This window comes from Actinomadura physcomitrii, assembly GCF_008923205.2.
Taxonomy (GTDB): Bacteria; Actinomycetota; Actinomycetes; order Streptosporangiales; family Streptosporangiaceae; genus Spirillospora; species Spirillospora physcomitrii.
Genome location: NZ_WBMS02000073.1, coordinates 14,763 through 27,710, shown reverse-complemented (window position 1 = coordinate 27,710; position 12,948 = coordinate 14,763). Strand labels below are relative to the sequence as shown.

At 70.6% G+C, this 12,948-nt stretch carries 13 protein-coding genes; 3 read left to right on the top strand and 10 right to left on the bottom strand.

Going from position 1 to position 12,948, the window contains the following annotated elements; all coding sequences use genetic code 11:
• Nucleotides 1-122: 122 nt before the first annotated feature.
• Nucleotides 123-401, bottom strand: a complete 279-nt coding sequence (locus tag F8568_RS45160; protein ID WP_151600347.1) for a hypothetical protein — start codon at nt 399-401, stop codon at nt 123-125.
• A 16-nt stretch (nt 402-417) separates the two neighbouring features.
• Nucleotides 418-762, bottom strand: a complete 345-nt coding sequence (locus tag F8568_RS47465) for a DUF6011 domain-containing protein (RefSeq protein WP_151600345.1) — start codon at nt 760-762, stop codon at nt 418-420.
• A 122-nt stretch (nt 763-884) separates the two neighbouring features.
• Here F8568_RS47465 and F8568_RS45155 point away from each other — a divergent pair, with 122 nt between their 5' ends.
• Nucleotides 885-1,145 (top strand): hypothetical protein, encoded by a 261-nt coding sequence (locus F8568_RS45155; protein ID WP_151600343.1) that lies wholly within the window; start codon nt 885-887, stop codon nt 1,143-1,145.
• A gap of 226 nt (nt 1,146-1,371) precedes the next feature.
• Here the strand turns inward: F8568_RS45155 and F8568_RS45150 are convergent, their stop codons facing one another.
• The 6 genes from F8568_RS45150 to F8568_RS45125 all read right to left on the bottom strand — a co-directional run bounded on the left by F8568_RS45150 (nt 1,372) and on the right by F8568_RS45125 (nt 6,938).
• On the bottom strand, nt 1,372-2,085 hold the full coding sequence (locus F8568_RS45150) for a DUF2637 domain-containing protein (RefSeq protein ID WP_160574012.1): 714 nt from the start codon (nt 2,083-2,085) through the stop codon (nt 1,372-1,374).
• On the bottom strand, nt 2,082-2,414 hold the full coding sequence (locus F8568_RS45145) for a hypothetical protein (protein WP_160574011.1): 333 nt from the start codon (nt 2,412-2,414) through the stop codon (nt 2,082-2,084). Before F8568_RS45145 ends, F8568_RS45150 begins: the two co-directional genes overlap by 4 nt.
• A complete protein-coding gene (locus F8568_RS45140) occupies nt 2,411-2,674 on the bottom strand; it encodes a hypothetical protein (RefSeq protein WP_151600339.1) in 264 nt (87 codons plus the stop codon). Before F8568_RS45140 ends, F8568_RS45145 begins: the two co-directional genes overlap by 4 nt.
• Before the next feature lie 20 nt (nt 2,675-2,694).
• A complete protein-coding gene (locus F8568_RS45135) occupies nt 2,695-4,833 on the bottom strand; it encodes a recombinase family protein (RefSeq protein WP_151600337.1) in 2,139 nt (712 codons plus the stop codon).
• Between the two features lie 537 nt (nt 4,834-5,370).
• Nucleotides 5,371-6,255 carry a TRM11 family SAM-dependent methyltransferase gene (locus F8568_RS45130; protein ID WP_151600335.1) on the bottom strand — a complete coding sequence of 295 codons (885 nt, stop codon included), beginning with the start codon at nt 6,253-6,255 and terminating at the stop codon, nt 5,371-5,373.
• Nucleotides 6,252-6,938, bottom strand: coding sequence for a hypothetical protein (locus tag F8568_RS45125; protein WP_151600333.1), 687 nt, complete (start codon nt 6,936-6,938; stop codon nt 6,252-6,254). Before F8568_RS45125 ends, F8568_RS45130 begins: the two co-directional genes overlap by 4 nt.
• 841 nt (nt 6,939-7,779) lie before the next feature.
• On the opposite strand from F8568_RS45125, the gene F8568_RS45120 reads away from it, so the two are divergent.
• Nucleotides 7,780-8,109, top strand: a complete 330-nt coding sequence (locus tag F8568_RS45120; protein ID WP_202126124.1) for a pilin — start codon at nt 7,780-7,782, stop codon at nt 8,107-8,109.
• Nucleotides 8,110-8,522: 413 nt separating this feature from the next.
• On the top strand, nt 8,523-9,953 hold the full coding sequence (locus tag F8568_RS45115) for a hypothetical protein (protein WP_151600331.1): 1,431 nt from the start codon (nt 8,523-8,525) through the stop codon (nt 9,951-9,953).
• A gap of 59 nt (nt 9,954-10,012) precedes the next feature.
• Here the strand turns inward: F8568_RS45115 and F8568_RS45110 are convergent, their stop codons facing one another.
• Nucleotides 10,013-12,529 (bottom strand): helix-turn-helix domain-containing protein, encoded by a 2,517-nt coding sequence (locus F8568_RS45110; RefSeq protein ID WP_202126123.1) that lies wholly within the window; start codon nt 12,527-12,529, stop codon nt 10,013-10,015.
• 163 nt (nt 12,530-12,692) lie between these two features.
• Nucleotides 12,693-12,947: a DUF5372 family protein gene (locus tag F8568_RS45105; protein ID WP_151600330.1), complete on the bottom strand. Its 255-nt coding sequence runs from the start codon at nt 12,945-12,947 to the stop codon at nt 12,693-12,695.
• Nucleotide 12,948 lies beyond the last annotated feature (1 nt).

The following is a 12,948-nucleotide window of genomic DNA, read 5'->3' as shown; positions in this document are numbered from 1 at the left end:
CTGTGCCGGATCCTCGCTCTCACAGCGGCGATATGGCACAACGACAAGACCGGACAGTCGATCAAGCGGTCACTGACTGCCTATGATCACTGACTGCAACGACACTCCTTGGACTCATTCATCTAGTTGGCGGTGCCGGTCAGGACGTCCAGGGCCTCGGCCGCGCGCTCGGGCCAGTCGACGCCGGTCTCGTCCCACGCGGGGCCGCCCTGCGCGTCGTCGGCGCGCGTGAGGCAGCGCTTGAGCTCCCACCACCACAGGTCGCGGCGCTCGGCGTCCAGGTGCGGCGTGAGCGCTTCCACGGCCCGCGTGATCGCGGGCACGGGCGCGTCCTCGTCCAGCTCGGCGCGGGCCATGGCCTCGAGCGCGTCCGCGAGGGTCGGCGCGGTGGTCGTCGTCATGTCGTCCTTCCGTGGGTCAGGCCGCGAGCATGGTGGCGGCGGCGCGGTGGTAGCAGGCGTGGCGGGCCTTCAGGCCGGCCGGGCAGTTGCAGGTCTGGGGGGCGGTCAGGCACCGGTCGGTGCCGCTCGAGCTGACGACGGCGAAGACGCGGCGGCCGCGCAGCGGGACGATCGCGCGGTCCGCGATGAGCTGACGGGCCTTGTCGATGGCGCTCGGCTTGAACCCGGCGGCGCGGGCGGCGCGCTCCTGACGGTCCAGGCGGGCGCAGGTCGGGCCCATGCCGCGGGCGACGCTGGCGGCGCTGCGGAGAGTCGCGCGGCACCGCTTGCAGGTCGCCGTCTCGCCCTGGTGCTTCGCCATGTCCCGCTCCGTTCCCCTGCCCTGTGTGTAGCTACATACTAGCCACTCAGTACGTAGCTACACAAGGGGAACGGGCCTACAATCCGTCCGTAGCTACACGGGACACGAGGAAGGGACGCACGATGGGCGAGGCAGACCAGACCAAACCGCGGCAGTTCCGCGTCGCGGACGGCGCATGGGAGGCCTACGCCGCGGTGTGCGAGCGCCTCGGCCGCACGCGGGCCGAGGACCTGAACGCGCACATCCGGCGGACGGTGAAGCGGCACGGGACGCCGGACGAGATCGAGCGCCTGGCGGAAGCTGACGCCGAGCTCGAGGCGCGCCGCGTGCGCCAGATCAGCGGCCTGCGCTCGCAAGCCGGGCGGCCGCCGGCGGACGGCTGACGGGCGAAACCGGTTCCGTCTCGACCCGAAACCGGTTTCGCCCCCGGTTTCCCGCCCCACCTGCACGGTTTCGGGTTTCGGGCCCTGCCCGTACGAGGCACCCGAGGGCCACTAGGCCGCAGATCAGCCACCCGAGGACGTCCTCGGAGGGGGCCCGAGGAAACGGGCCACCCCCCGAGGAACATCGCACCCCCCGTCCGAGGTCTCGCACCCCCCTCGGACGGGTCTAGGCGGGGCCGGCGCCGTCCAGGCCGTGGCCGTTGGCGAGCGCCGACCGGACCGCGACCGCGCGCGGGTGCCCGACCCGCAACTCCCGCCGGATCGCCCGCACGGACGGGAGATCACCGTTGGCGAGCATCTCGCCGAACCGGTCGCGAGCGCTCGCGACCATCGCCGGATCGGCCTCGGCCGAGGCCTCGCCCGCCTCGCCGTTGACCTGCGGCCCGTCCGGCTCGAGAGCGCTCGCGACAGGGCGCCCGACCGGTACCGGCGGGACCGGCCACCACACCAGCGGCCGCCCGCCCGACGTACGCCCGTCGACGGCGCCGGCGGCGCGGCCGCGCCGGATCATCCCCATGAGCAGCTCGACCACGACCACCAGCGTGACGGCGGGCCACGCCGCGATCGCGGCGCCCACGGGGCCGTGTGCGATGCCGTGCAGGACGTTCACGGCCACGGTCGCCCCGATACCCAGACCGAGCGCGACGCGCGCCAGGGCGGGCGCCTGGTGGCGGCGGCGGGCCGCGTCCAGCAGCACCATGGACGCGACGTAGACCAGGCCGTCAACCGTCAGCGGGACGAGCTCGGCCGTGACGCCGGTCTCGCCGTGGTCGCGGACGACCTCGAGCGCGTGCCGGTACGACACCACCGCGGCGATGGCGCCCACGCCGATGACGGTCGCCGCGGTGGTCGCCCTGATGATCCGGTCGCCCGCGGTCACGCGGCCCGCCCCACGGCCAGCGCCTCGGCCGCCCGGACGAGCAGCTGCGCGAGCGCGGCGGCCTCGGCCGGGGACAGGTGAAGCTCGGCGCCGAGCAGCTCGGCCGGCTCCCCGTTCCCGGGGTCCGGCTCGAGGTACAGGACATCGATGCACGGGCCGAACGGGCGCCCGGTCGGGTCGGTGGACGCGACCAGGCCGACGACGACCTGAGCGTCCCCGCCGTCCACTCGGCCGATCTCGCGGAAGTGGTCGCGGTCGCCCGCCTCACCACAGCAGGCGTACAGCGGGGCGTGCGTGCCGTCGCACCACGGCGGGCAAGGCGCGGTCACCGGGCCTCCCCGGCGCCGCGCAGGACCAGGCCGACGACGACCGCGCACACCTCCGGCTCCCACCTGGTCATCCATTCCAGGACGTGCATGTCGTACGCGCCGAGCTCGACCCCGGCAGCCTCGCACGCGTCGGTGAGCCGGGCGCGGTTCGTCGCGCGCATGTGGCCGGGGACGTGCGGGTGCCCGTAGGCGTCCCTGCATGTGTCGGCCGCCTGCTGCTCGGTCTCGTATGGGCCGATGTCGGCCGGTAGGTTCTTCACGGGTCGGAGCTCCGTTCCGATCAAGGCCCCGGCCGGCGCTCCACTCGCCGCGTCCGGGGCCGCCTCATGTTCGGGCGGCGGGCGCGCTCGAGGGCGCGCCGGACCCGGATCGGGGGGCCGCGGGAGGCGTGCCGTGATGGCACGGTGATGGCACAACCGGCCGCTCCGTGCACTTCACGACACCACACGAGACCACATGAGAAATGGCCTCTGACCTGCGTAGACGCTACGAAACCGGCCGCGGCCGATCTAGGCCGCACGGCGGAAATCACCCTCCTAAAGCGGGTGTCGCAGGTTCGAATCCTGCCGGGGGCGCTTGACAGATAGGAATGTGGCGTGGTAGCGGGAGGTCTCATCGTACCTTCCGGCAGCGCTTCCGCAGCGGCCGCGCCCAGCATGTCGATAGCCGCGCCGGTGAGCGTGATGCGGCAGTCGGCGGTGTCGGTCCGCTTGTCGTAGCGGATCTCCAGGCGGAATGCCTCGAACAGCCGCCAGAGGACCGGCTCGGGTACCTCGGCGAGATCCACTTCCCCCTCCGGGAGAGCCTCGAGCAACTCCGCGCAGAGGCGGGGCGGCCGTTGCTGCTCGACCCGTGCCAGCTCGGCGAGCTTGGCGTTCCGCTCGGCCGACAGGGTGGCCGAGCGTTCACGGATGCTGGAGAACAAGTCCTCGTCGTCGTCCTCGAGGTGTTCGAGCCTGCGGAGCAGACGGGTCCTGCGCGCTTCGATGCCGTCGATCTCCCGGCGCAGCGCTTCGGTTCTGTCCTGCCATTCCTGGACGCTTTGCTCCTGCGCCTTGAGCAGGCGGGTCTCCAACCGCGCCTTGCGGCCCGCACCGAAAACATTCGCAGCGAAGAAATCGTTGATTCCCCGCAGAAGGCGATCTTCTCGAACCCACACGCTTTTCGGATGTCCCTCCTGCTTGTAGCCAGTAGGGGGTTGGCACGCCATGTAGGCGTGTTCCTTACGGGTCTTACCGAACATGCGCCTACCGCAGATCGCACACTTGATGTAGGAGCGCAGGCGGTAGGAGCGCTGGGTCGCCGGGTGAGCGATGTTCTTGCCGGGTCGGCTGCGGGAGCGCTCCCGGGCGCCCGCGACCTGTTGAGCGGCGACGAAGGTATCGATACTGACTAGGGGTTTATGAGTCGGCCGGCTCGACCAGACCCAGGATTCGGGCGGGTTGTGCCGCCCGCCGTCGGTCTTGCTGGCCCTGCGGTTCCAGACCATGTAGCCGGTGTTCTTGGGATTCACCAGAACGTCCCGTACCGATGAGGCCGTCCAGCGGCCCACCGCTCGCGTCGGGTCGACGGGCACGGGCGGGGGGTGGGCGCCCAAGTCGCGGTTGAGCCGGTCGGCGATCGCCGCATAGCCCAGGCGCTCTCCGATCCGCAACTCGTAGATGCGGACCACGACCGGCCCCTGGGCGGGGTCGGGGACCAGGGTGTGCTTCGAGGCCCCCTCCGCTCTTTTGGCGGGCACCGGATGAGGAATCTTCTCCGCGGTGAAACCGTAAGGCGGTTTGCCGACGTTGTATCCCTGATCGGTGTGCGCCTCGAAGCCGCCCCAAGATTTCTCCAGCAGCTCCAGCACATACCATTCAGCGACACCTTGCTTCACTCGTCGCGTCAGCACCTGCGAGGCGCGTTTGCCGTTGAGAACAATCGGCTCGTCGGCTGCCAGAAGCAGAACCCCGGCCTCTTCGAGAGTGTTCTCGATCAAAGTGCCGATATAGGTGCGGCGAGAGATCCGGTCGATCGATTCGCAGATCACGGCATCGAATCTGCGGTCGGGCCGTGAAGCCTCCTCCAGGAGATCCTGGATTCCTCCGTCGCGGGGCACGGGGATCGAGAACTGCTCGTGCCCCCGTCCACGGCCCCGCAGAGCCAGAGCCTTCCTTCCCGATTCGATGTCGTAGAAGTGCGCCACGATCACGGCCTGGTCAGGAAGGACCGTCCGGCAGCTGTTGAGCTGCCGGGGGATCGACAGAGTCGGGTCCTGCTGGTCCTCGGTGGACGTCCGACCTGCGAACGCCAGCCGGAGCGGCCCGAGCGAGCTGCTCCGGCCGACTCCCGGACCGGTCAGCCTTCGCCGTCTGGTCGTTCGGGAACCCGATCCGAGCACGTCGAGGGGAACCGGCCCCGTCTGCCCTGCACCCATTCCAGTACCTCCATGATCGACCTCGCCTGCGCGCGTTCCAGCGCTTCGGCAACGTCACCTTCAGCGGCAGCCACGGTCCAGACGAACCGTGGCGCCGTCTCCTGTCTGCGCCTACCGCCGCGACCGGCCGCGCCGGTGGCGAGTCTTCGAGGCTCGTCCGGCACGGCCGGGCGCGGCTGCCCGCTGCCGGTCTCGGTCACCGTCCGCTCTCGCGGTCGGTGGCCGGTCGGCGGCGGTTCCGGTATGAGCGCTTGCCTCGACCACGGAGGTCAAGGCCGGCCCTGGTCCGGGTTCCAGAGAGCGTGACGGGCAGCGCGATGAACTGTGGGCGGCCAGCGGGCGTGGTCAGGTGCCAGGCGTCTCCGCATTGGTAGGCGCGCAGGCGGATGCCGGGTGCGGCAATGCGGGCGGCGCGGCGGGCGCTGCGGCGGCTGTCGTAGCGGGCGCGTCCGCAGCGGCCGCACAGGCCCAGTTGGAGCCAGGCCAGCATCTCCAGAACTCGGTCTGCTTTCAGGCTTCGGCCGCGCCGCTGAGGGGTCACTGGTGGCTCCCCGGCAGGTCGGTGACTCGCTGGAGAAGGAGGAGGTCCTCGTGGGCGGACGCGCAGGCGGGGATGCCGCGTTCGCGGGCGCGACGGGTCTCGAGCATCTGGAAGAAGGAAGCCCGGTTGACCAGGGCGCCGTTGCGGAGTCCGGCCAGGAGCGCGACGTAGCGACCGATGAGGGCCAAGCCGTGCTGCTGCGCGGTGTCGACGACCTGCCCGGGCAGGTCGAGGAGTTCGCCTTTGATGCGGATCGGGCGGACGGTGATGGCGATGATGCCGCCAGGCCGAAGCAGGGTGGCGCTGCCGGCGAGAATGTGGCCGAATCCGTCCAAGAGGCCGGGTAGGGGCTGGTGAGCGAGGTTGCCTCGGTCGGTGGAGTAGCGGTGGTTGCTCTTGTGGACCTTGCCGCCGCCGTTGTCGCGCCCAGAGCGAATGTGTCCGTGCGTCTGGGAGCCGTAAGGCGGCGAGGTGAGCACGAGCGCCGCCTTGCCGCGAAGGCCCCGGTAGACGGTGGCGATGTTACGGGCGTCGCCGCAGGCGACTTGAGGCGTGCCGGTAGCGCCTTGGGCGTGGGCGTGGCGCAGGTTGTTCACAGTGAGGTGGACGAAGTCGGGTTCGTATTCCATACCGGCGGCGTCCCGGCCGAGGTGGATCGCTTCGACCAGGGTGGTGCCGATCCCGCACATCGGATCCACCACCAAGTCGCCAGGGCGGGTGAAGGCGTCGATGACCGTGGCGGCGATGGCGGGCAGCATCTTGCCGGGGTGCCGCATCGACTCGGACGTGTAGCGGCCCTGGCGCTGCAGCCTGGACGGCCGCTGCCCGGTCGCCAGCACCGTCGCCAGGAACTCGCGACGCGAGAGCTCGTCGTGGTTCATCGAGCCCTCCCACTGGGCGAGCCGCCGGTGCCTTCGGGACTCGGCGGCTTATTGAAAAGGGAGACCGTGGCGTGGACGGCGACCGTGGGCGGCAGTGCGCCGGAGCGGGAGTCGCGAAGTTGGGCGAGGTCGGTGGGGCCGGCCTGCACGACCAGGGCGTCGCCCTCGACCGGAACGCGCAGTGCGATGACGTGCTGGGCGTACCGGAATCCCAGGCGCTGGGCGTGCCGGATGATGCGCGGCGCCGGATCGATTAGCCGCCCGGCCTGCTGGCGGGCGGTCGTGGTGACCGCAAGGACGCCGCCGGGAGCCAACACCCGCCACGCCGCGGCCAGGAACAGCCCGAGCTGCTCGCTGGAGAGCATCCACAGGTCCGCCCGGCACGCCGGGCAGCCCATTCCCGAAACTCGCCTCGAGTTGTGGCCGCCCGTCTCATATGGCGGTGGAGCGGCGATCACCAACGAGACATCGCCGAGATGGTCGGCCAGTCCCCTGGCCATCTGGTCGGGCCGGACCGGACGCATCTGCACCCGCGCCAGTTGCTGCTGGTCCAGGGTGGCGCGAAGCCGGGTGCCGATGTGCTGGGCGAGCGGAAAGTGCGGGACCAGCGCGATGCCGCGCCGGTCGAGTTCGGCCGCCGCCACCAGTACGGCCTCGCTGGTCGTGAAGCCCTCAACGACCATGTCACCTTCGCGGGTGCAGGTGCTGACCAGGTGCTGAGCCAGTTCCCGCCCGACGCTCTGGCGGTGAAATACGCAGAGCGTGGTGGTGGACTTCGCCTTGGTAGAGCGGGTACTCGGTCCAGGTTGCAGTTCTTCGCCGTGAGCATCCGAGCACAGCCAGACGGTCAGCGGGACCATTCTGCGCCGTCCGGCAGGGCTGGTGTTGCCGCTGCTCGTTGAGCGGTTCGGGTTCGACGGTGTGTGATTCATGCGCTGGATGACCCGTGACGGCCACCCGATCCCCGTGCCCCCTTAAGCACCGCCGGGCGGCTGATTTTGGCCGGCCGCCATCGCCACGGTTCGGTCAGGAACGCCAGCCCATCCTTTACTGGGACCTCTCCGGGGAGGCTGCGGCGAGCAGCACCGCATGCCCGACCGGACAAGGCATGAGCCGCCGGCCGCACCGAGAAAGCGCTGGGCGGCGGGCATCAAGTCTTGGCAATCTCTGCCGGCGCCTCGGCCAATTCAGGCGCGATCGCGGTGCTTAAGGGGGCCAGCCGAGATCACCGGCGGGCGGCGCGGGCCCCTGGACGAGACGTCCAACCCGGTCCCCGCCGCACCAGACCGTCACTCGTGTTCCTGAGGAGGGACACCCGCAGTCCAGTGCCGCGCCGCTCCCGGTGGTCCTGGCTGGCAGCCGAAATCCGTTCCCGACCCGTCCGGAGACGCTGCCATGCACACCCGCAGAGCCCCGAAAACGATCACTCGCCGCCTGCGGCACCTCATCCAGGGCCGCTTCTTGGCCGCCCGGTCGCCCGCTTCGAGCGGCACCGGGCGGAGACTCCGGCCGTCTCGGAGGCTGGTGGCCGCGTCACTGGTGTGGACGGCCGGGTGCGTGATGACCGCGCCGCTGGTGCCCGGCGTCGCCGATGCCAGCACCCATCTCACCGCCGCCGCGTCGCTGGGTGAGGTGATCACCAATCTGCGGAATGTGATCGTGGGCTTGCTGGTGGGGTTGGCGACGTTGTTCGCCACGATCGGCGGGGTCCGCTACATGCTGGCCGCAGGCGACCCCGGTGAGGTCGAGGCGGCCAAGAAGACGCTGCGGTACGCCGCGATCGGTTACTCGGTCGCGATCCTGGCGCCGCTGCTGGTCAAGATGCTGCAGAGCATCGTCGGCGCGCCCTCGTGACCACCACCGCAGTATCGCCCGCGCCCGCACGCAGGTCCATGGCCTCCCCAGTCACGGCAGCGCTGCTGATCGTGCTGGTCGCAGTTGCGGTCGTGTGCGTGGACGCCGGGCCGGCTTTCGGAGCCCGTGACCCCGCGCCGCGCCCGGTGGCGAACCCGTCACCGGACGCACCACAGACTTCGGCACCGAACTCTCCGGCTCCCACCAACGCGACGCCGCCGCCTACCCCGCAGCCGCCTTCCCAGCCTGTCCTGCCGCCCAGCGGTCCGTCGAAGGCTCCGATCCCGGACCGACCTGCGGGTCCGGCTCCTTCACCGGCGTCGGGGTCCTCACCGAATCCGGGATCTCCGCACGGCCAGGACCCGACCGGCGATGGGGGCGGCACGGAGTGCGGGTTCATGGACATGGGGTGCATGGCCAAGCAGGCGGTGAACGGCTGGTTCGCCGATCTGGTGACCGGCGCGGCCAAGCCGATCTTCCACCTGCTGGCACAGACCGTGTTGGGCACACCGCCCACCGACTCCGCGGACATGGCACGCGCCAGAGATCTGTGGGGCGTGTCGCAGACCATCGCCAACACCTGCTACGTGCTCCTCATAACCGCGGGCGGGGTCCTGCTGATGGCCGGGCGGTCACTGCCCGGCGGCGAACTGACGCCCGGACAGTTGGTGGCGCGATTGGTGGGTGCCTTCACGGCCTCCAACCTCAGCCTCCTGCTGATCGGGTACGCGATCACCTTCGCCAACGGGCTGTCGGATGCCTTCCTGTCCGCCGGCGCCGAGGCGATCGATCCGGGCCGGGTCGCCAAGGCGCTCGCCGCCTACCTGGTCGCCAGTCTGATCCCCAATCAGCCGTTCACGATCTTCATCGGGCTGGGCGTGGTGGTCCTGGCTCTGTGCGTGGCGTTCATCTACATCATCCGGATCGCCCTCACCATGGTCTTGATCGCGGCGGCGCCGGTGGCGTTGATGTTCCACGCCCTTCCGATCACCGACGGGCTGGCCCGGTTGTGGTGGCGCAGCATCAGCGGGGTACTGGCCATCGGGATTTGCCAGGCGCTGATCCTGGCGACCGCGTTCCGGCTGCTGTTCTCCGACATCAAGCACCCCGGCGACAACTCGGGCAACCACTTTCCCGGGATCGCCTCGGGGACCGGGATCGATCTACTGCTGGCGTTGTGCCTGCTGTGGATCATGGTCCGCGTCCCGTCCTGGGTCGCCCGCACCATCTGGCGCGCCGCCCAGCCCAGCGCCCTGACCGGCCTGGTGAAAAGCCTCATCCTCTACCGCGGTCTCGGGGCCCTGACGCGCCGCCGCGTTCCTGCTCCCCGCAAGTTCTGGCATCCGCCGCCGCCTCCTTCTCCCCCTCCGCCGCCGCCTCCTCGGCAGCACTTGGGGCGGCTGACGGCGCTCCCCAGCCCGTCCCGCCTGGCACTGGAGGGACCGGGTGCACTCCGCCCGCCGATGGAACTGCCCAGCCCTTCTGATCCGCCGCCCGCGCTACCCGCCGGTGCGACTCCGATGCCTTCTGGAGCGATCCCGATGCCACCAGGCCCACCGCCCGAGCCCGACCGCGACGGGCGATTCCCTCGCCATCCGATGCAGCTGACGCTTCCGATCCCGGCCGGTAAGAGCACCACGGGGCGTCGGTCGACGCAACTGGCCTTGCCGGTCCCCGTGACCCGCGTGCACCGGACGGCCATGCCCGGCAGTCCAGTGGCGCCGGGCGGGCGAGCGCGGGTGCGGTCCCGGCAGTTGATGCTGCCCGACATGCCCAAACGGCCCGTTCCGCGCCGCCAGCTGACCCTGTGGATCGATCCGCCGAAGACCAGGAGGGGCCAATGAGCAGCCGCCGCCAGAGTTACGACCAGCCGCCGATGAGTGTGAGGATTCCGACGGACGCTTCATACTGCCCCTCCTTCGCTTGTTTGTTGGGTTCGTTGCCGACGTGCCAGACGGGGCGATGCGGCGATCCACTCACGGCAGCGGGCCTCGACGGACTCGTCGAAGGGGATGCGCCAGTAGCCCACGGCGGTCTGGTGAGCAGCGAGCTTGCCGGCATGGATCCAGGCCAGGACCGTTCCCCGGCCGATGCCGAGCCGGATGGTGAGTTGCCGGATGGACAACTCGCCATCGCAGGCTCCTGCACCGCCGCGTTCCTTGGGAGCGAGACGGACCGACGAGGCGATCATGTCCCGGCAGCGCGCCTCGACCGCCTCGTCCCAGACGACGTGCCATCGACCGGCCGCCGTTTGGTGAGCGGCGAGCTTGCCGGCGTGGACCCAGTCCAGAACCACGGTGGTGTTGACGCCGAGCCGTGCACCGAGGTCGGGGGCCGTGATCTCGCCGTCGCAGGCGCTGTGGGCAGATCGGTGCCTGCGGCCAAGACGCACGGATGCGGCGATCATGTCCCGGCAGCGGGCCTCGACGGCCTGGTCCCAGATGATGTGCCAGCGGCCGGCGGGTGTCTGGTGGGCCTCCAGCTTGCCCGCCTTGATCCAGTCGTAGACGGCCGAGCGGGTGATGCCCAGCTTGGCGGACAACTCGGCGATAGTGATTTCCCCGTCGTGGCAGGCGCTCGCGCTCCAAGGGGCGCGGAGCCCGGCCGCGTTGCGGGCCCGGTGGACGGCCGCGGCGTCGAAAGGACGACCGCGCCCGGTGGTGAGGCCGGCGGCGTTGAGCTGGGCGGCCAACGCGGCGTCCCGGGTGGTGGCCGAGCGGGCGGCGATGAACTCCAGCGCCTCGGCCGGGGTGCGGCCCGGGCCGGGTCGGCCGACGGTGATCTGGTCGGTGGCGCCGGTCTGCCACCGCACCCCGATCGTCACCACGTCCTTCTCGCTGGTCGGGATGATGGTGACGTCGGCGATCAGGGTGCGCAGCAGCCGTTTGCGGTCGCGGTACTCAATGTCGGGCGAGGCCCAGAGTGCGGGCAGGTCACCGGCCAGGGCGAGCAGACTGGACCGTTCGGGCAGTTCGGGCCTGGCGTCGCGGGCGGTGGCCAGCGCCGCTTCGGCCTCGACCAGCGCGGCCAGTTTGGTCTCCCACCGTTTCTCCAGAGTCCGGGCGACCAGCCGGTTCTCCGGTTCGACCTGCATGAACGCGCGCTCGGCCCGATCGGCCTCGTACTGGGCGCGCTCGGCCGCCAGTTCGGCGGCCCGGTGCGAGCGGGTGTGCCGCCGCGCCACCTCATCAGCGGCCTTCAGCGCAAGCTTGATCTGCCCGGGGTTGATCGTGGCCAGCACCAACTCGCTCACCGCGTCATCGACGACCGAGGTGGCGATCGTCCGGCATCGGGCGGTCACCTTGGCCTCGCGGCGGGCCTCCGCGCACTGATACGAGCTGTAGCGCTGGTCCCGGTAGCTGGGCGCCATCCGGATCCCGCACCCACCGCACACGATGATGCCCTGCAGCAGCGCATGGCCTTCCCTGGCCGGGCGCCCGCCCTTGCGGGTGCGGTTGGCCTGCAGTTTGGCCTCGTTGGCCAGGAACTGCTGCCAGCCGATGTAGCCCTCATGGTGATCGTGGATCACCAACGGCCACTGCTCCCGCGGCCGGTATCGGCGCGCGGACCGCACCCCACCGTCCGGGGTGACCTTGTACTCCTGGTAGGAACGGCCGTAGACGTAGGTGCCCGCGTAGCACGGGTTGGCCAGGATGTCGCAGACCCGCGCGTGGCTGAGCCGGCCCCACCGCACCTGCCCCGCCCACGCGCCGCCGTAGGCGCGCAGCGGGAACTTGCGGTCGGTGAACTCGCCCACCACCCGGTAGGCCGACCCGGCCTGGGCGAAGCAGGTGAACACATCGGCCACCGCGGCCCGGATCTCCTCGTCCGGGTCGATCAGGTACTGGCCATCGGAGTCGAGGACGTACCCGATCGGCAGCGGGAACCGCAGATCCCCACGCTGCGCCGCGGCCAGCTTGGCGCCATGCAGGCGGCCGGCCAAAAGGTGGAGCTCGGCCTCGCTCATCGTGCCCTTGAGCCCCAGCAGCATCCGGTCGTTGACATCGCCGATGTCGTAGACCCCGTCGGTGTCGATCAGCAGCGTGCCGGTCAGCCTGGCCAACTCCAGCAGCCGGGTGAACTCCGCCGAGGAGCGCGCCAGCCGCGACACCTCCAACCCCAAGATCGCGCCAACCTCGCCCAGACACACCCGCGACACCAGATCGGCGAACCCAGCGCGCACCGACCCGTACCGGCCCGACACCCCCAGATCCGCATCCACCACCACAATCGCCGACTCCGGCCACCCCAACGCCCGGGCCTGCCCGGCCAGCCCGTACTGCCGCGCCGTCGACTCGGTATGACGGCGCAACTGCCCCGACGTCGACTGCCGCACATACACCAGCGCATTCCGCGCCCGATGCGACGCGGTGATCTTCCCTGCCCCGTTCACCGACCCGATCAACGCACTGTTCACCACGCTGCGCCCCGCCCCCCAGCACTCCACGCAGCGCCGACTCGACCATGTTGGCCAGCGCCATCACGGCCTCGTCCGCATGCGCATCGGCGCAAGGCGAATCGGTGGCCAGCACGTCCCGTCCCCGGCCACCCCGGGCAGCCATCCAGAAGATCGTTCCGGCCGATCATTCCGCCTCGCCCGCCCCGTCGCAACGCGAACCAAGAACCTCGATCACGTTCCGCAGCGCCGTCAACGACTCAGCCGACAACCGCTCCGCCGCCGGCTCAGGACCACGATCAGTCCACTCCTGCCGGATCGCCACCCGCCGCGCATCCTCGACCTCGCACACATACTCCACCCCCTCACCACTCCACCGGCGCCGCGAGTACAGCACCCGCAACCGCCGACCATGCCACGGATGAAACGGATGGGTGACCACC